This window comes from Flavobacterium zepuense, from assembly GCF_007097145.1.
GTDB classification, from domain to species: domain Bacteria; phylum Bacteroidota; class Bacteroidia; order Flavobacteriales; family Flavobacteriaceae; genus Flavobacterium; species Flavobacterium zepuense.
Window position 1 is genome coordinate 400,343 of the sequence record NZ_VJVZ01000003.1, and the last position, 18,879, is coordinate 419,221.

20 protein-coding genes are annotated in these 18,879 nt (G+C 38.0%); 13 read left to right on the forward strand and 7 right to left on the reverse strand.

All coding sequences use genetic code 11. The annotated features are described in order from the left end of the window. Nucleotides 1-36 precede the first annotated feature (36 nt). The 3 genes from FMM05_RS07035 to FMM05_RS07045 are packed head-to-tail and all read left to right on the forward strand — an operon-like array spanning nucleotide 37 to nucleotide 2,009. The gene (locus FMM05_RS07035; RefSeq protein WP_143372633.1) at nucleotides 37-417 is read left to right on the forward strand and encodes a plasmid mobilization protein; all 381 of its coding nucleotides are present in this window, start codon (nucleotides 37-39) and stop codon (nucleotides 415-417) included. Then, a complete protein-coding gene (locus FMM05_RS07040) occupies nucleotides 414-1,430 on the forward strand; it encodes a relaxase/mobilization nuclease domain-containing protein (RefSeq protein ID WP_143372634.1) in 1,017 nt (338 codons plus the stop codon). The genes FMM05_RS07035 and FMM05_RS07040 overlap by 4 nt, the downstream gene beginning before the upstream one ends. Before the next feature lie 21 nt (nucleotides 1,431-1,451). Further along, a complete protein-coding gene (locus FMM05_RS07045; protein WP_143372635.1) occupies nucleotides 1,452-2,009 on the forward strand; it encodes a hypothetical protein in 558 nt (185 codons plus the stop codon). A 259-nt stretch (nucleotides 2,010-2,268) separates the two neighbouring features. Here FMM05_RS07045 and FMM05_RS07050 read toward each other — a convergent pair whose 3' ends face one another. The 5 genes from FMM05_RS07050 to FMM05_RS07070 all read right to left on the reverse strand — a co-directional run bounded on the left by FMM05_RS07050 (nucleotide 2,269) and on the right by FMM05_RS07070 (nucleotide 7,548). Next, nucleotides 2,269-3,741 (reverse strand): hypothetical protein, encoded by a 1,473-nt coding sequence (locus FMM05_RS07050; protein ID WP_143372636.1) that lies wholly within the window; start codon nucleotides 3,739-3,741, stop codon nucleotides 2,269-2,271. After that, entirely contained in the window at nucleotides 3,741-5,402 is a 1,662-nt protein-coding gene (locus tag FMM05_RS07055; RefSeq protein WP_143372637.1) for a hypothetical protein, read from the reverse strand. The genes FMM05_RS07050 and FMM05_RS07055 overlap by 1 nt, the downstream gene beginning before the upstream one ends. A 1-nt stretch (nucleotide 5,403) precedes the next feature. Then, nucleotides 5,404-6,432 (reverse strand): 3'-5' exonuclease, encoded by a 1,029-nt coding sequence (locus tag FMM05_RS07060; protein ID WP_185965524.1) that lies wholly within the window; start codon nucleotides 6,430-6,432, stop codon nucleotides 5,404-5,406. Between the two features lie 19 nt (nucleotides 6,433-6,451). Continuing rightward, nucleotides 6,452-7,072 (reverse strand): alpha-ketoglutarate-dependent dioxygenase AlkB family protein, encoded by a 621-nt coding sequence (locus FMM05_RS07065; RefSeq protein WP_143372639.1) that lies wholly within the window; start codon nucleotides 7,070-7,072, stop codon nucleotides 6,452-6,454. A 71-nt stretch (nucleotides 7,073-7,143) separates the two neighbouring features. Beyond that, nucleotides 7,144-7,548: a helix-turn-helix domain-containing protein gene (locus tag FMM05_RS07070; protein ID WP_143372640.1), complete on the reverse strand. Its 405-nt coding sequence runs from the start codon at nucleotides 7,546-7,548 to the stop codon at nucleotides 7,144-7,146. A 170-nt stretch (nucleotides 7,549-7,718) separates the two neighbouring features. On the opposite strand from FMM05_RS07070, the gene FMM05_RS07075 reads away from it, so the two are divergent. Genes FMM05_RS07075 through FMM05_RS07085 form a run of 3 tightly spaced genes read left to right on the forward strand, consistent with a single transcriptional unit; the run spans nucleotide 7,719 to nucleotide 11,124 of the window. Beyond that, complete coding sequence (locus tag FMM05_RS07075) at nucleotides 7,719-9,524, forward strand: hypothetical protein (RefSeq protein ID WP_143372641.1); 1,806 nt, start codon at nucleotides 7,719-7,721, stop codon at nucleotides 9,522-9,524. Nucleotides 9,525-9,539: 15 nt separating this feature from the next. Continuing rightward, nucleotides 9,540-10,784: a hypothetical protein gene (locus FMM05_RS07080; protein WP_143372642.1), complete on the forward strand. Its 1,245-nt coding sequence runs from the start codon at nucleotides 9,540-9,542 to the stop codon at nucleotides 10,782-10,784. 1 nt (nucleotide 10,785) lies between these two features. After that, nucleotides 10,786-11,124 carry a hypothetical protein gene (locus FMM05_RS07085; RefSeq protein WP_143372643.1) on the forward strand — a complete coding sequence of 113 codons (339 nt, stop codon included), beginning with the start codon at nucleotides 10,786-10,788 and terminating at the stop codon, nucleotides 11,122-11,124. Between the two features lie 136 nt (nucleotides 11,125-11,260). On the opposite strand, the gene FMM05_RS07090 is transcribed toward FMM05_RS07085, so the two are convergent. Then, nucleotides 11,261-12,841: a recombinase family protein gene (locus tag FMM05_RS07090; protein WP_143372644.1), complete on the reverse strand. Its 1,581-nt coding sequence runs from the start codon at nucleotides 12,839-12,841 to the stop codon at nucleotides 11,261-11,263. Nucleotides 12,842-12,893: 52 nt separating this feature from the next. Then, a complete protein-coding gene (locus tag FMM05_RS20955) occupies nucleotides 12,894-13,040 on the reverse strand; it encodes a hypothetical protein (RefSeq protein ID WP_185965525.1) in 147 nt (48 codons plus the stop codon). Between the two features lie 240 nt (nucleotides 13,041-13,280). Here FMM05_RS20955 and FMM05_RS07100 point away from each other — a divergent pair, with 240 nt between their 5' ends. The 7 genes from FMM05_RS07100 to FMM05_RS07130 form a co-directional block, all read left to right on the forward strand. Continuing rightward, complete coding sequence (locus FMM05_RS07100) at nucleotides 13,281-13,994, forward strand: hypothetical protein (RefSeq protein ID WP_143372646.1); 714 nt, start codon at nucleotides 13,281-13,283, stop codon at nucleotides 13,992-13,994. A 203-nt stretch (nucleotides 13,995-14,197) separates the two neighbouring features. Beyond that, complete coding sequence (locus tag FMM05_RS07105; protein WP_143372647.1) at nucleotides 14,198-14,890, forward strand: hypothetical protein; 693 nt, start codon at nucleotides 14,198-14,200, stop codon at nucleotides 14,888-14,890. A 151-nt stretch (nucleotides 14,891-15,041) separates the two neighbouring features. Further along, on the forward strand, nucleotides 15,042-15,410 hold the full coding sequence (locus FMM05_RS07110; RefSeq protein ID WP_143372648.1) for a hypothetical protein: 369 nt from the start codon (nucleotides 15,042-15,044) through the stop codon (nucleotides 15,408-15,410). 101 nt (nucleotides 15,411-15,511) lie between these two features. Next, the gene (locus FMM05_RS07115) at nucleotides 15,512-16,084 is read left to right on the forward strand and encodes an RNA polymerase sigma factor (protein ID WP_143372649.1); all 573 of its coding nucleotides are present in this window, start codon (nucleotides 15,512-15,514) and stop codon (nucleotides 16,082-16,084) included. A gap of 126 nt (nucleotides 16,085-16,210) precedes the next feature. Further along, nucleotides 16,211-17,341: a FecR family protein gene (locus tag FMM05_RS07120; protein WP_143372650.1), complete on the forward strand. Its 1,131-nt coding sequence runs from the start codon at nucleotides 16,211-16,213 to the stop codon at nucleotides 17,339-17,341. 180 nt (nucleotides 17,342-17,521) lie between these two features. Beyond that, on the forward strand, nucleotides 17,522-17,896 hold the full coding sequence (locus tag FMM05_RS07125; RefSeq protein WP_143372651.1) for a hypothetical protein: 375 nt from the start codon (nucleotides 17,522-17,524) through the stop codon (nucleotides 17,894-17,896). A gap of 193 nt (nucleotides 17,897-18,089) precedes the next feature. Next, nucleotides 18,090-18,879: STN domain-containing protein (locus FMM05_RS07130; RefSeq protein WP_185965526.1), on the forward strand; the 790-nt coding region annotated here is incomplete at its 3' end.

The following is an 18,879-nucleotide window of genomic DNA, read 5'->3' on the forward strand; positions in this document are numbered from 1 at the left end:
TGCTACGCATTCAAAAAATTATAATGATGAAAGACTATGGAACCGAATGATGAAACTAAAAAGAACAGAGGAGGCCGACCTAAAAAGGCCATTAAAAGAGACCAGCTGATAGCAATTAAATGTACGCTTTTTGAGCGTAAGACAATTGAAGCCAAAGCCAAAAGCGCGAACCTTACCGTTTCCGAATACCTTCGTGAAATTGGATTGACCACTAAAATAGACTACCGAAATAAAGCACTGCCCAAAGAGATTTTAAGCTTTACCGGAGTGTTGAACCACATGGCGGCGAACCTGAACCAGATCGCTAAAAAGCGAAACAGCAACGATGAATTGAATCCACTTGAAAGAGCTGAGCTAAAGGTGCAATCGGGACAGGTAAAAGACCTTGCCGCCCAAATCAGAAACTTTTTGAAATGATAGGCCATGTATCCATAGGCAGTTCTTTTTACCACTGTATTAGTTACTGCCTTGAAGACAAAAAGGAATTGTCTGAACAGGAAAAAATTGAACTTGGATTGCACGACCACTTGCAGCACAGGGAGCGTGCTGAAGTATTAGAGTACAATAAATGCTTCGGCAACAAGCATGAACTTACCGAACAATTTAATGATGTAAGAAAATTAAGCAGGCGTGTTGAGAAACCGATGTTGCATTTGTCACTCAGGTTAGCACCGGGAGAAACACTGACCAAAGAACAACTTACAGAGGTTGGCAGGGCATGCGCTAAAGAATTCGGCATAGCAGACAATCAGTATATCTGCGTGTTGCATAAAGACACCAAAGAGCAGCATATCCATATTGCAGCTAACCGTGTAGGATTTAATGGAAAGGTGGCAAGTGACAGTAACAGCTATAAGCGCATGGCAGAACTCTGCCGGAGCCTTGAAAAAAAATACGGCTTGCAGGAGGTATTAAGCCCACGAGCGTTCCTCTCGCCAAAGGATAGGCTATTGCCACGCCATGACAGTAGGAAAGATAAGTTGAAGTCGGATATCCAACAGACACTAAAGCAGGTTAATTCTTATGCAGCATTTGAAAGGCAAATGAAAGAACTGGGTTACAAAGTGCTTAAAAGCAGGGGGATTTCTTTTATAGACGATAGAAAGGTAAAAATAAAAGGTAGCGAAGTTGGTTTTTCACTGGCTAAGATTGAAAAAGTGTTAAGCCTGAAACAGCAGCTTGCAGTTAAAAAGGCAAGCGAAAGCAAGAAAAGGGATAATGACAGCAGACCGTCATTTACTTCTTTCAACAGCCAACAGCAAAACAATAACCAACAATCCTATGCAAAAGAAAATACTGCTGAAGCCATTGCAAGCCAAATTTCGGGGCTTATAGGCCAGTTATTAAATCCTGAATATGTATCAGACTACATTGACCCTGAACTATTGAAACAAGGGAAAAAGAAGAATAAAAAGCCAAGGATAAGATAATAACATTTAAAATGCATTGTTATGGAAACGAATGGAAAAAACAGCCAAATTGAAAAAGAGGCATTGCAATTAGTATTAGAAGAATTTACCCAGGAACAGAAAATATCCAACCAGAACATTGGAGAGCTAATAATTGCCGTTACTAATGTTGGAAATAAAATAGATGAATTTCGAAAAGAGCAGGAAATGCACAAAGCTGTTCCGGCTGTGACTGATACTAAACCTGTAGAGGCCATATTACAAAAAGGCTTCCTTGATATTAAATATATGATAGGCACACAGCCAAAAAATATTCTCAGGAAATTCCAGATACTATTATTTCCTGAACAAAATCATAAACTATTTTACAAGATCGTATTTGGCAGATGGTTCTTAATGCTCGTTATAATGTTTGTTATAGCCCGCGTGTATGAGTGGGGCATTCATTACAGCGATAACCAAAAAGAAATTGAAATACAGCAGATAGAAAATGACCGGATTAAAAAAGCCTGGGTATATATGTATTATAACAATGGAAAGGACATTAAAAAAGTGATGGACAAAGCATATATCAATTCAGAAAAAGATACAAAGAAATGAATTGCGAAAAGGGAGACAGAACAAATATTTAAAAATTAATTATTCGCGCGCACTGTGAGGCACGCTAACTTAGTTGTCTTTTTAGCCGTTTTGAGTGAAAAACTAAAGGAATAGTAGTAGGCCTTAAATCATTTTAGAATCAAGCGAAATAATTTAAAGCTAAAGGAGCATGCTTTTGAAACAATTAGAAAACAAATCCGGAAGGTTTTGCTTTTTATTAAAAATATTTATTTAGTTTCAAATTGATAATTAGGGAATCTTAAAAAGAAAGTTTAAATACCCGTATTACTCTTGACCATGTAGTCCCAACCCATTCTCCATTCCTTTCTGAAATATCTGCAATTAATTTAAAGTTTAGATTATTGCTAAATGAATCTACAAAACTATCTATACGTTCTGTCTTGAAATTTGAAACATGTGGACTTACACAAATAAAAATATTTTTCCCTTTAAAATTATCTTTAATTAAGTTGATTAAATCAGACATTGAAAATAAGTCTACATCAAGAATATTAGAAAATAGATGAATTTTTGTGTTATTTTCTTTGCTTTCAAAATCGGTACTCTCTAATGAATCTAAATCCTTATTGATAGTAATGATTTGCGTTTTTTTTGTAAATTTTCTAATATGTAATGATGCTCTTTTGATTGCTATTTCAGAAGGCTCAATTAATGTAAAATTTTTAATAGAGTAATGAGTTTCTTGATTAATTAGATGTTCTAAAAAACAAACTGATGCTAATCCTTGGCCACAACCCCAATCATAAACTTCGAGTTCCTCTTGTAAATCTTTTTCTTCAATCGGGCGAATTGCACTTATCATTTTTGCCTGGTGCATTTTTCCATAGCTATGCAAATAAGCTAAAAGTTGATTTTGTTCCGTTAGTACTTTGACACCTCTTTGTAAAGACCTAAAAATCTCATCACTTGAAACAACAGAATATAATTCAACACATAAATTTCTTATTTCACTAAAATTGGCTGAAATTTCAGTTAGTAAATGACTGTAATGTGTATCTAATTCTATTAGATGTGGTTCAATATTAAAGGCAAGATATTGACTTGCTCTTTCTAATATTTCATCTAACTTTGTATGAACAGCTTGATAAAGATCATCTATATTATCTAACGAATATGATAAAACTTCATAAATACTTTTTGTATATAAAAATTTATATTCTTCCTTTTGTAACTCCTCAAGTAGCTTGTTTCTAAATTCAATTACTCTCTCTATATTTTGCTGCCCAAAATTGTAAAAAACTTCTGTATAGTATTGAATTAACGTCGCAATAGTTTTTTGCTCATTATCTTCTTCTTTTAAAAAACTGGCAGATAAATTCGATAAAACTTCATTTATTATATTTTCATAATCACTAATAGTATTGATGCCAATAAGAAATTTTGAAGTAGCATTTAGTCGGCTATTTAAAGAAACATTATGTTGATTTGCAAGATTAAACAACTGTTGAAATTCGGTAGCCAGCCCAAATCTTTGAGACACATCCATCAAACAAAATAAAAATGTTTGATTTTTACTGTCAGTAAAATCTAATTGCCTGAAAGTAATATATTTAGGTAGAATATAATTTTCTATCTCAGTTTTGTGAATAATTATACTACTGTTCCTTTGGCTGATGAAAAAATCGTAAATCTCAATTGAATTATTTTGAATAAATTCTGTTAAATCCTCTGATGAATTAGATGCATTAGAAAGTCTGTTAATAAAACTCATTATTTCGATTTCAGTTTTAATATCTCAGTTATTAATTCAGTATTTTTCTTGTATGTAGAGTATTTATAAATTTTTAATTCCTTTGCTTTCTTTTTTAATAATGCCATCGATAATTTTTCGAGATTCTCTTTTGAGTAGTCTTCATTCACATCTATAATCGAAGCATTATTTTCTTGTACTGAATCAGTTTGAATATCTGCTGTATGTGGTTTGTAGGTATTAATAGATGTTTCATTTTTTGAATGATCTTTTTCTCTCAACTGGTTTTCAAGTTGATTAATTCTTCTCTCATTTTCAAAAATCGTGTTGTTCAATTGGTCTAAAGCAACTCTGTTTTGTTCGAATTTACTTTTGTATCTATTTTCTAAATCTCTTTCTATCGAGTTTTTGAATAATTCAATATCAGCTTTAAACAGAGTTTCAATTTCGCTTTTTTTTACGCCAAAAGGAAACCATTTACTAATTATATCAGATATTGTTTCAAGTACTTTTTCAAAAGGTGTAGCAATTATTTCTTCTAAAATAATTGTCTTATCAATCATTTGATAAGTGATATACTTGGAATTTATGACTTCTTCTTTTTTATTCTCCAAAAATAAGTCATCTATATATTTAAATGATGAAATGCTGTTTAATGAATTGAAAACATTTTGATAAACACTTTCAATTATGTAATAATCCAATTTACAATCGAGATGAAACTTAATATCAACTTCAAAGTTGGAAGTTTTATATTTGTTTCTAAAAGCTTTGTAGCCTTTGTTTAATCCAAAGATGAGAGACAAACCTTCTTTTTTCTTTTCGACAAATTTCCCTGAAATCAAATCGGAAATAAAAGAGTCAACTTGTTTCCTTTTACCTTTACCGTAACTCTCTAAAATTGCAACATAATAAGTGAGTTTATTTTCTGGAATTTTTTCTATTTGAATTAATCCATTTTTTACTTCTAAATTAACATTGTCTTTTTCTGCATATCTTTCAACTTCATTGTAGTCAATTTCAGAATAAATTGTATTGTGAAAATCCTTAAATTTTCCTTCATCTGCAAATGCAAATTGAAAACTATCTTCAATGCTGATATTTTGTTGTGTAAGAATATTGCTAAATAAATTATTTACGTTTCCCAAAGCTGAAAAATAGTGAGTAGGATAATTTTGAATTTGTTCCTTACTTACTTTCATAGTAGAAAATCCACCCAAAATTTGATCGTATTTTTTTAAATATATACTCCAGTTTTTGTCGAAAGATTGATATTTAAGATTATTTAATTCTTTTGTTTCAATACTTTCTTCCTGTGAAACTTTTAAAATTCTTTCGGGAATAAACGCATCTCCAAATGAAATGTTTTGAGCTGTTCTTATTTTTTGCTCATCGCTAGAAAAATAAATATTTTTAATTCTTGATATAGGTAATGGCATATTGAACAAGTGGAAATTTTCACTTATTTGTTTAGTTGCTTCTTCATCACTATCTAATACAATTTCAATAGCACAATTGGTATCTTTTGTGAACATTGAAGAGCTAAGCAATAAATAATTTTTAAATCTATCTTGAATATCATCGTTTTTATTTTCTATATATATAGATGGCGCTATGATTCCGCTCCCTAAATAGTGAGCTAAATTCATTGAATGTATTGGTAGGTAAAATGATTTTTTCATATTATTCTATTGTTACAGTATTGACATCTCCAATTCCCGGAAATCCATTTTTACAAAGTAAGAACAAATTTGTCTTTGCTCTTGTGAAAGCAACGTAATAATCATTTTCTGTTACTTCCCAATGAGGATGATCAATAAATTTTCTAAAACAATGAAATTCTGGAACAATAACAGTATCAAACTCTGTACCCTTGGATGATCTAAAAGTTGTAATATGGATTCCGGACATTCCGTTGAATTCTTCGTTTTCGTGATGATACTTAGTTATTTCTTCATTGTCATCTAAACCTTTCTTGATTAAGTTGTAGTAACTTTCTATATCTCTCGCAAATGGAATCAAAACAGCAATGTTATGAGTATCTCCTTTATAAGTTTTAATTATGTCAATTATTGCATTGACTTGATTTTGAATTCCCCAACCTAAATTTATTTTCGATATTGGTTTTAAATTAGTTACAGTTGCATCATCAATTGTATTTTGACGTATTAAGACATTAGGAAATACTGAACGAGTAAAAAGTAATATTTCTTTAGAATTGCGAAAATTTCTTTGCAATTCTATTTTACCAAATTTTCTATTATTTTCAAACCTTTTATCAGATTGAAACCAAGTGTTTAATTCTTCCCATTCTGGTGCCGATAAATACATTATTTGTTTCTCATCTGCACCATATGAAACGCTACTAGTGTAATTAAAATATCGCTGAAATGTATCTTTTTTAATATCTTGTCCCTCATCAATAATTATCTCGTCATATGTCTTTGCATTATGAGATAGCCACCAAAATACTCTATCAATATTATTTCCTGCACTAGCATTTTGAGTATTAGATGAGGCTCTTAAATAATGTTCTAATGTTTTTGTATAAGTTAATAATAGACTGTTTTTTAGACCTGTTGTGTGGTTAGTAATATGTCTCCATAAACTAACAACACTTTTGCCAGTTCCTGGCCCTCCTGACAAAGCGAGTGAGTTTGTTTCATTAACAGCTCTTTGTTGATCTTTTGTCAACACTGCAAGAAGTGGCATAATGTAATAGTACGGCATCTTATTTTATTACTCTAAAAGTTAGGTTTAAACGTTCATTTACTTTTTGGGCAGTTTTTGGTACTTGGTGTTGCCAAAAATGTTGTAATTCTCCTTGCATAATCAGCAAACTACCGTGTGTCAATTCAATTTCGATTTTTTCCTTTGTTATGATATGTCTTAATTGAAATTTTCTTGTCGCACCAAAATTAACAGAACCAATAATCGGATTTATGCCTAACTCTTTTTCGGCATCTGTATGCCAAGAAATTGAATCGTTGCCGTCTCTGTATCGGTTAAGCAAAACACTGTTAAATTGAGTATTAGCAATAGGTTCAATTTTATCTTTTATTTGAGATAGTTCTTTAGTCCAAAAATGAGGACTGAGCGTAATTCCTGAAAAAGAATATGGTTTGTCGTTATCTCCATACCAAGCGGTCAGACGAGGGAACATCACTTGCTTGCCATACATGTTCATTGATTCTTGGTTCCAACGAATGTCATTTTTTAGTATTTGAAAGTATTTATCACTATCTAATTTTGTGAAAAAGTTAGGTGCGTAAATATATTGACCATTCAAAATTGAAACTGGATTAAACAAGCTTTCACCTTCTACATTTCCAAAAATATCTAGCTGTGCCATTTCTAATTTTTAACTTGAACCATGAATTAAATTTTCACAAAATAAAAAGAGAGGTTTCCCTCTCATAACTATTATTTATTGTTGATTAGCTTTTCCAAATAAGCAACTTTATCCTTTTCTGCCTGCAACAACCTTTCATAAAGCTCAACTATTTTCTCAACAGTATTAAATGTTGGCTGATAGTTTAATGAACTCGCTATTAATGTAGAAGTATCACTACTTGTATTATGATATGTATTTGAAATAATATTAAAAACAGCTTCCTCAGAGAATTGCTTAATCCCTTCAGCAGTTACACCTAGAGCCTTTGCAATTTCTTCTAATTTAACTTCATCGACAGTTTCACTATTTTCAATATTAGAAACTGCTTGCTGGCTAACTCCCAAAACAGCAGCCAATGCTTCCTGTTTCATATCACGCAATTCGCGTATACGGCTAATTTTTCTTCCTATATGGTTTTTAGTTGCTGTGCTCATAACTCAAAGATATTGAAAATTCTGTAAGAATTTTATAGTTGGTAAAAAACAAGTGTTAACTGGTAGTATACAACCTCCTATGGTTGGGTACGGTGCTATGTGTCACTTACTTGCTGTGGTATAACAAAAATACACAATTTCATTTATGTACCACTTCAAATTTCCAAATTATGAAACACGATGTTTTAATCCCGGAGGGACACCCACAGGCGCACCTTTTGGAAAAACTTGGCAACCAAATCCTCGACATTGTAAATTCTGACAGTATCTTTTTATCTGTCGATAACAGTACTTGTCCTGAAACGATTTTTACCCTCATCATCGACACGACCTTTAGCCGTATTGATGACGACCTTTTACAACCGTTAGAGCGCATCTTCATTAACTATCCCAACATTGCATTTAGGGTATTTTCATGCGACTACGCTGACGATGGGCTGCGTAAAGGAAACCTATATTTCCTCAACCATTGTGCGCTGGGCAAAATGGCACACCGTAATTCTGACGGCATACACCCGATTTTTCCTGAGACGGCACTGGCAATGGATTTATTGGCACGAACAAAAAAGCATTATAAGCGAGCAATGTTAAAGATTGAGGGGAGGTATACCGACTTCCCTAAGTGCTTAATTTATGAGGAGTTCCAAAAAGCAGGCTATACGCTGCACCAAATGCTGGAACAACTTTTTAAAGCTACCGAGCTTTTCTTGATGGGTAAACATCTGTTTTCAAAAGACATTGCAGAGCATCAGGATTATTTGAGGCAGTTTGCACCTTCACTTGCAAATTTGTTTAATGTCGCGGATGCAGAGGAAGACCGCCTACTAAAATTACTCTATACCTGTTACGTAGCGTACCGCAAAAATGACCGGTTTGAACCGAAGAGGAAAGATGTTGAAGCACTACTTTTTAAAACGCAATTAGCCAGGCAGGAAGTAGAAAAGCTTTTTAAAGAATCGATTCAAAATTGTGTTGATAAAGCACGAATAGCAGCTAAGCAACTTATGGCTGATGATGATATTATATCTGGCAGTCTGGATTCTAACGAAACAGCTGATAAGGATGCAGAACCAAATACTTCGAATGCAGTTCATGAAAATACAATAGTGGATGATAACACAAGTACCTTGGATATGCCTATAAGCCATAAACAGGTGATAACAGATATTATCTGCAAGGCAGTAAAAACTGCGGCAATTTATTGCTTTGCAATGCGTGACATCATCGGTAATTATAATAATGTAGTCTTCCAAAGTGAAGAAAAGGGCAGTAAAAGCGTGCACTATTATCTATTGGTATTCTGCTATAAGAGCAATAAAAGCCCTAGCAACGATATCGCGGACACTATAAAGGCAAAGACCAAAGGAGCGTGTACCGCTACCGTACTTGTCCATAAAGCTGCAAGGGAAAATAAATATACCGATCAAAATTGGTTCTATAATTCTGTAATGGTTAAAGGGCAATTGCTTTATACCGATGGTGCCATCAACTTAGATTCAATACTTACTGAACGAAATGAAGTAAATACAAGTAAGGCAGGATGGTATTATAACGACAGGATGAGGATAGCAAGGACGTTGATCAATAGCCTTCAGGAAGACAGTTTTGAGCGAAGCCATGATATAATGCCAATAATGCTGCATCAGGTTGTCGAACAAGCCTGCCTTGGGTTGATTCGCATTATACTTGGTTACACGCCTAACCACTTTTCATTAAGCCATCTTTTTGAGATTTGCAGCCTGTTTACGACACTTACTTCTGAGTTTTTTCCACAGGCTTCCAAAGTAGAAAAAGAAATGTTCCGCTTATTAAACACCCCTGTCTGGGAATTGCGGTATACCTCCCATGATGATGTAGAAAAATTAGATGTGCAATTGCTCGACAGGCGTTGTCAGGAATTTCTAGCCTATGTGGATTTATTTGTGCGTCAAAGCGAGGGTGAAAAAGATGCGGTACTTAATTATTATAACTTCTAAAAATAATAAACCACCATGGAACACATTATAAATATACCTGTAACACATAGTGAACGTGAAGCATTAGAAAAGTTTGTGAATACGCTATTGGAATTTCTGCCTTTGCATTCTGTTTATGTCTCTGTAGAAAGTACGGAAATTGCTCCAAGAACTATAATTACATTGTTTCTCTCTAAAGAATGTACAATTGACTCTGAAGATGTAGAGCCTCTTGTTAATCGGGCAATTAAATCATACCCCCAATTTACGTTCGCCCTTTTTGAGCTTTGGTGGGCTACGGATATGTGGAAGCAGGGAAGCCCATTTTTCATGCTTTACGCCACTGAAAACGAACTGATTTATAGTTCGGATACAGACAATGCGGTATTCAGCCTTAAACATAACAATCCTAAAAAATTGATCCGCAATGCTAAAAAACAATATTTAGAAATTAATGCATGGTCTCACAATTCCTTTACCTATGTAACATGGTATGAAAGATACGGAGATTATAAACAGGCGGCATTCCACCTGCACCAGGCATTGAAACATACTTTCCAGATAGCATCGTGGATTCTCAGGGGTGAATACACCTCTTCGGAAAACTTAAGGGAACAACAGCTTTATATTGCAGAGGTTTCCTCGGCATTTGGCAAAATGTTCGACCCCGAAAATGCAGAAGAACTAGCTGTCATGGAACAGCTTGATAATTCCTGCACAGCGGTACGGCACAACGAAACCTTTGTGTTTACCGAGGGTGCGGTACTGCTTAGCATTACGAAAGCAAAGCAATTTTCTAATGATGTTGCCAAACTGTTCAAATCCCGGATAAAAGAATGTAAGGAGAAAATAAAAGCTGTTTGCAAAGTCACAAAGGTTAAACCTGAAGAAAGTAAGGGTATTGAGGTATGCTGCGATAGTAATATAACATATTTTATTAATAGATTGAGGACAACAACATTTTTTAAGCTGTCCCAACGAAGGCAGGGCGGAAATACAGATGGTATAAATCTACAGTTCACTAATTATACAGAACTTCTTTTTACTATTCGGGATTTACTTAAAATTTCACTCCACACACTGTATAATGATGACCTTGAAAATTCCGGACAGATTGCTGATCCCAGTTTCCACCTGCAACGCCTTCTGGAAATTACTGTACAGCTCATACCTCATGGTGAAGGAGAGATTCTTGATGAATGCCACCAACTGCATCTTAGGCTTAAAGAACAGGATACGGCCAACACAACAAATGAAATGAATAAACCTAATTTAGTGTAGCATGGAAATTGAAAAATTAAAAGATGTTGCAGATTTTGCAGCCAAAATTGAAACTGCGCAGCAGTTTAATAAACTTAAGCCGCACCGCTATGGCAATGGCTGCTACAGTGCAGAACTCCAATTTGGTGGTTATAACCATCTGGTTCTGTCTATTATGGACATTATAAAGGTGTGCATTGTGGCATTAGATGCTCAAGAAGACTTAGCACCACAATTTCACTCTGCAAGCAATATTTCAAGCGTTTTAGATATTGCCTTGCAGTTAATACCAATGGAAGAATCTCAGGTTCTGGATAATTGTTACCAATTACATTTAAGGCTGAAACAGCAAAAAGAGTAATATCTTATCTAGCTACAGATGATAATCAAAAAGTGTTGATTAAATGCCAACAAATTATTTCATTTTGAATTTGTAAAGCCTTATCTTTGTACTAGTTACCGCAAAGCTAAATGTGAGCAAAACGGTGAGTAGTTCTTTAAAGGTATATACAACATTTTGATTTATAGATATTTGCGGAGGCACGGAGTCGTCCTGCCACCCCGACTTCAGAGGACAAAATGGATGAATTTCCGTTTTGTCCTTTTTTATTTTTACCCAATTCGCTGTTTATCAGGTAGATAATCTTAGCCGCTTCATTAACCCTGCCAGTTCGAAGTGCATTATTTTCAAAACCCATTTTTTCAGGGAACATCGAACTAATAATACTTCGCTTTAATTCCGGCTCAGCCGCCTCGTACACGCAATCCAGCTTCATCAGGTTACCTATGCCCTGTTTCAATAATGCCCTCACATCCGTTTTATCCTGGTTCAATCCGGCCAGCTTAGCCTTCAGCCTTTCCAGCTTCTCGCTGTTACCCGTTTTCATCTCCCGGTAATCATCCGGTTCGATCTGTTTGGAGATAAGCAGCTCACGCAGGTAGGCCAGCTTTTCCTCTAATGCGGCAATGTCCTTTGACAATTGTTTATGGTCTTGCTGGAGGTCGTGGGTTTGTCCTTTCCACACCTGTTCCACGACCACCCTGAAAACATCTGCCAGTTCCTCACGTGGTATATAACGCCTCAGTTCGTTTAAGAACTGGTCATTGGCACTATCCGCTCGGAAACGGAAATTACAGCCGCCAAAGCAATGGTAATAGGCATAATACTTAGTATGCCCTTTAGAAGAACTCCCGGTAAGCAGCTTGCCACATTCAGGGCACTCCAGAAAGCCCCTGAGCGGCAATAACGGTGCAGATACTATCTTCGTCTTATACTGGTTCCTTTTCCTGCCGTCCAGCACGTCCTGTACCCTGTAAAACAGGTCTTCGGAAATAAGCGGCTCATGCAGGGCTTTTACAAAATGGCTGGCATCCCCTTTATGCTTGGGTACAAATATCTTTCCGCAATACACCGGGTTACGGATCGCAAACCAAAATAAGGACTTGGTTTTGTTAAATCCTTTCTTGCGGGCAAGCTTATACACCTGCTCAGTATTAAATACCCCTTTAGCGATCTCCTCGTAAGCCCATCGGATGATACCGGCATACGGTTCCATCGGCACGATGGATTTCGTACCGCTGTCATCCGTCTTGTTGATATAGCCTACAGGTGCCAGCCCCATGTACCTGCCATCCTTCATCGCCTGGCGCATCCCGTCAATGACATTCAGCGCCCTGCGCTCGTTCTCCACCTGCGGGGCGGCAAGGTAGAATGCCAGCATCAGCTTATTCTCCGGCACCGAGAGGTCTAAAGGCTGCTCGACGGCCTGCGGGTCAACACCCAATTTATTCAGCGTGTTGATCATTTGGTAGGCATCGCCTGTATTGCGGCTGAACCTGTCCCACTTTAAAAAGAGAAGTAGGTCGGTCTTTCCCTTGTTTTTCTTAATTTCCAAAAGGTAGGCCTTCCACTCCGGGCGGTTGAAGCTTTTGGCAGAGTGGTCTTCAAAGATGACCTTCCGCACCTCGATGTTATGTATCCCGCAATACTTACGCAGCAGGTCTTCCTGGCTGCGCAGGGAATAGCCTTTCGCCTGTTCGTCGCTGCTTACGCGGCAATATAAATCAGCTATTTTCATTGTAAAAGAATTAAGTTATTACTAATCAGACGTTGTACATAAAGGTACAAAATCAATTTTTCTTCAGGTACTGCGACACCATAATTGTAGCCAGCAGTTGTAAAAATTCAAGTACCATGACGGCCTGTTCTACAGACACATCCATACCTTTTTTACGCAGCATCTCCACGACCTGCTCCGGTTTCAGTCTTTTCTCCATTGCACTCCCACATTAATCGTTCTACATCATTCCCTACGTGCAGGGATTTACCATTTACAAAGGCTAAGATAATAAATAGTTTTGGTAAAATAAAAACTATATAAACTTTTTTATTATCTTTGATAAAAGTTTTGGAACGCTGATGACCTGTCACCCTGCTTTTGCCTAAATTTGCATTAGAGGCAGCTACAGACAAGCGGAAGCCACTGCATGTAAAAACGATGAAACATATAACGCAATATGAATAAGCCCTATAAAGTCACTTATAAAACCTACCTGAATGACCGACTCAAGCAGGTATTGTTACATGGTCAGGAGACTTATCCTTTATATGTACAGCTTACTTATGAGCGCAAGACCATTTTTTTTAAAAGCTATTATTTTGAGCTGTTCTCCAAACCCCGGTACTTCCTTTCGGTCGCAGGCATAAGCAAAGGGCCGTCACTGGAGGAAATCACTGTAAAAGAAAAAGCGGTTATTGATTTTATTATCGATAAGTATAAAGATGATTTTTCCATTGAACTTTTCAAGGAAAAATATGCCTACTACAGTAAAGATTTGTGCGATGAAACCGAGGGTGGATTTATCGATTACCTGCATACCTTTTTTCAGGACAAGGGCATGCCCGCCTTTGCGGTAGCCATCAGCCAAGGTACCAAGTACCGTATAGCCTATGAGGTCATCAGGGATATGAAAATAGCACTAACCAAGCCGCTGTATGAGGAGCTGGTAGAAAATTCCCTTTTCTATGCGCCACCTTACCTGCCGCTCTACGGGTTTATGAAAGAAACAAAAAGGTGGCCGATACTCTGCCTTACGGTCATGGAATGGGAAAGCGCGGATACCCAGGACGCTTTTATAGCATACCTGAAAAAGCACTACCCCAATAATGATGCGGATGAAATAACAAAGCAGGTGGAGAAATGGCTTGGGGCAGCCAGCACTAACATATAGTACTTACAAATAAACAGAGAACGATATCATATCAGAAATAAGTGTTTTGGCGAGAGCCTAAGACGACGCATGCTGGTTTTTAGTAGCCGGGAACTATCAGTTCACGAATAATGTTTTATCTTGCAGGGAAAATTCAGCCCACCTGAATCGCAACTCGCATAGCGGCCTAACGTTAGCGGCAGTATCAATCAACCATCTCGAAAATGAGAAACCTTATTACAATCATTCTATTCATTACTTTAATAAGCTGCCGTCATTCAAAATGGGAAGAAACCGTTGCACTGGGGATTTTTGAGGAACCGGAAAGTCTGGACCCGATTTATTTTCAGGATTCCCTGAATGGGATTATTGGTGGTTATAAATTAATTCACAATGATGATTCCAAAAATATTGATAAGCTGGATGCCTATCCGGTTGCCTATATGACTAAAAACGGAGGCAGGAATTGGAAGCCGATACCTTTCGATGCAAATATAAATAATGGTACTGATGATATTTTGCTCTCCGGAGATACAATAACATGCCTGATTGATTCCATGCTGATAAGATCTTACGATCTGGGATTACATTGGAATGTAGTTGAGCAATCTAATCTTAATGATTTAAGGAATAAATATTTCCCCAATGCGTACCACCACATTTTATATCGCGACTTTGAATTTGGGGACAAAAAATATACTGTAAAAGAATCTTATACATTCAAAGCAGTAGAAGTAATTATATGCCATGGTGAAGAAGCAATGACGGATCACTATTTTATTTCCCGAAATAGTGGAAAGGACTGGACGTTCCTGCAAAAAGATGCCGGTTCAAATAAAAGAAAATTCTTACTCGATGATCTGTATTTAATTACTTATGAACCTCCCTATGGATTACAGAAATTAAAATTAAAATGATCCCGGCGCTGTAAAAGCACTATCGCTAAAAGATGCGGGTGAAACAAAAAACAGGCGGAATATGGCTTGGCAGCATTGGTTTCATTAATTTTATAGCTTACAATCTGGCAGGCAACCAGATAGGCCATTGTATAAAATAAAAAGCGTTGCCATGAATCTATCCCAGTTGAATCCCTTTCGCAAACTGCGATCATTGTTGGCGGGTCTACGTTTAAAGCCTACCCCGGGTAGCTCCAAAACCACCGAAAAGAGCATTCAAGAGCAAGAAAAAAAAATAGAACAGCTAAAGCGTAGCCTGGCCAAAGTCCGTTCGGACTATCGCGAGCTAAAGATCGAGTATGGTAAACTGTCATACCGTTATACCGAGGAAAAAAAGCACCGGGCGGAAAGCAACCTGAATATGCTTGACAGGATATTGGCGGCACAGCAGGAAAATAAAAAGCTAAACACAGCTTGCAGGCAACTAAAGGATGAAAATGAAAGGTTGTTGCATAAACTTCGCAAAGGTGGTCTGGATTAATACAGCCTGTTTCTTGCTGGCGGGTAACCTGCACTAATACACCCTATCTTTTATTTTAAAAACTCCTTTAAAATCAGTATTTTGGCTTTGAGGTTGTTTTCATGCCACGATACCCCGACTACAACGACCATGAACTGGCCGTCCTGCTCCGGCAGGGGGATCAATTAGCCTACACGGAAATTTTTGAGCGTTACAGTGAGTTGTTGCTGCGCCACGCCTTCAGGCTACTGGCTGATAAGGCGGAAGCCCACGACGTGCTTCAGGACGTTTTTTTGAACCTGTGGCATAAGCGGGATACAATAGCCGTTAAAACATCGTTATCATCCTATTTATACACCGCTGTAAGAAACAGGATACTTGACCTGCTATCTCATAAGGACGTGGTTTTAAAATATGCCAGTTCCATCAGCCGCTTTATGGTAGAAGGATACAGCATCACAGACGATACGGTCAGGGAAAGGGAACTCGCGGCACTGATTGAAAAGGAAATAGATAAACTGCCATCAAAAATGCGCGAAGTTTTTTTGCTCAATAAAAAAGCCGGATTGAGTTACAGCGAGATATCGGAACAACTCAACATCACCGACCAAACGGCAAAACAACAGGTGTATAAAGCCCTGAAGATCCTTAAGCCAAAAATTGACGGCTTTCTATCCACTTTTCCATTCCTTTAACTATACATGCCTGCCCCTAAATTAATTTGGTCAAATTAATTTAACTTTTAGATCATAGGCGATATGACGCAGAGGTACGGTTAGCCGTCTTAGCAGTATAAATGGGCAAAAGCCCGGCTGCATAAGATGAATGAACAAGACATCCCCGAATTATTAAAACGATACCGTGAAGGCAGGCTTAGCCCTGAAGAAAAAGCAAAGCTGGAAACCTGGTATATCGACAAGGGCACCAATTCCACCCACGAATTAAGCCCGCAGGATGCCGCGAGGCTGATCCAGTCGCTAAGGGGTGAATTGCCTTTAAAGCATCCTGTGCCTATCAGACCGCTATGGCCGCGCATCGTTGCCGCTGCGTGCCTGCTGCTGATGCTGTCTTTTGGCGATTATTTTCTTTTTCACCAGCAAACTAGCCCAAAACATACCACAGCAGCCCTAAAGCAAGATGTCGCCCCCGGTGGCAACAAAGCCGTACTGACACTGGCCGATGGATCTAAGGTTACACTCGAAGATTCCCGCAGGGGCGAACTTGCCAAACAATCCGGTGCAACTATAACCCAAACCGGCAACGGACAGTTAATGTATAGCACAGTTAATAATGCTGCACCATCCGCGCGAGGCGGCGGGGTTACAGTACTGCAAAACACATTATCCACTCCTAAAGGCGGCCAGTACCAGCTCATCCTGCCCGACGGCAGCCACGTCTGGCTTAACGCAGCTTCTTCCCTAAAATACCCTGTGGCCTTCAATGGCACTGAAAGGAAAGTGGAACTGAAGGGTGAAGCCTATTTTGAAGTTGCACGCGACAAGGCGAAACCGTTCCGGGTAAGCAGTGGCGGACAGACGGTCGAAGTATTGGGTACTCATTTCAATATCATGGGTTATGCTGATGAAACTTCCATTGTAACCACGCTCATGGAAGGTTCAGTAAAAGTTTCCAAAACAGGCGAATCGAAATTGCTGAAACCGGGACAGCAGGCGTTGACAAGGAATAGGATTATGGTACAGGCAGCTGATACCGATCTGGCTATAGCCTGGAAAAACGGGCGTACCTACTTTAAAGATGCTGACATCGCAACCATCATGCGTTCGCTCAGCCGTTGGTATAATGTAGATATCGAATACCGTGGTAAAATCCCGCAAAGGCTGTTTACGGGCGGCATACCGCGCAACAGTAATCTATCAGAATTGCTGCAAATACTGTATGCCGCAAACATCCATGCAAGTATAGAAAACAGGAGGTTAATAGTAACACCATAATAAACAGATGATAAACCATAAACAGTATCGCCTATGAAGAAATAAAAAGAACAGTTAATAAATAGTTGAATCAAAGTCGGGAAGTGCTACCAACACTCCCGGCTGATTTATGCCATCACAGGCCAGACAATCCATCCAGGACAAGAATTATTATTTAAAATATTCAGATACAATTTTAAAATGCCAGTACAACCATTAACCCCGGCAGGCGTGACCGCCAAGACGACCGAGCTTTATGCCCTTTCAAATTCATTGCTTAATGCACAGGCAGATGCCGCCGAATCCGACTTTGACACCTGGATCAAGGACAACTTTTCGCTCTCTACGGCACAGAGCACCTATTTATCAGGAATGAACAGCCATGCGCTCAAATATTTCGGCTCACAATGTTCTGTGGCATTTCGCTCACGGCGTACTGTAAGCCTGGTTTCGCCCGACCCTTTACCGCCGACTGAAAAATGGATCATGAGTGAAAGTACACTGATTGTATCCGCTAACAATGCAGGCGTACTGGAAACCACAGGCGCATTGACATTTAAAATGGATTACAGGTAGTAATCCCGAAACTTTAGATTGAGCCTCTAATAAAAAGAGCCGGAAGTGCTACCAACACTCCCGGCCTTATAGGGGCCAAACACCAGCAAAACCGGACAATCCATCCAGGACTTATTGATTAACCCTTACAAACAAAAGTATGCAAATTTTTACGCTCTCCTACCAGAGGCGGCTTATTAAAACACTTGTGCTTATGAAGCTTATCGTCATATTCATTTTGCTAGCCTGTTTTAATGTGTCCGCATCCGTGTATGCTCAAAAAATCACCCTACAGGAAAAAAATGCCCCTTTATCAAGGATTTTTAAAAAAATAGAACAGCAAAGCGGATATAGTATCTTTTACGAAAATGACCTGCTGAAGAATACCAAGGAGGTCAGTATCCATGTTATTAATGCCAGCCTTACCGATGTGTTGGACAGTTGTTTTACGGGTCAGCCGCTTACCTATACCATCGTTAACCATGCGGTAGTCGTAAAAGCGAAGGAGAAGACCTTCATCGAGAAAGTAAAAGACTATTTAAAGCAGCCCATCAATATTAAGGGTAAAATTGTCGATTCCCTTGGCAATGGCCTGCCGGGTGCAATTATAAAGGTTAAGGGCAGTGCCCGCGCTACGGTAACTGACAATGATGGTGAATTTGAAATGAACTTCATCGATGATAATGCCATTTTAGTTATCACTTACGTTGGGTATTCAACGATAGAGATACCTGTAAAAGCTCTAAACCCAAGTATGGCGCTCATAACGATGAAACGCGCCACCTCGCAGCTGGAAGCTGTCAATGTAGTTTCAACGGGCTACCAAACGATACCTAAAGAAAGGGCAACTGGAGCGTTTACTCAAATAGATACTAAAACGATCAACCGTAACGTAGGGATCAATATACTTGACCGCTTAGAGGGGGTCACCAGCGGATTAATACTAAACCGCGGACTGCCAACGACAGTTGGAGCCAACAATCCAAAGCTTACCATCAGGGGCC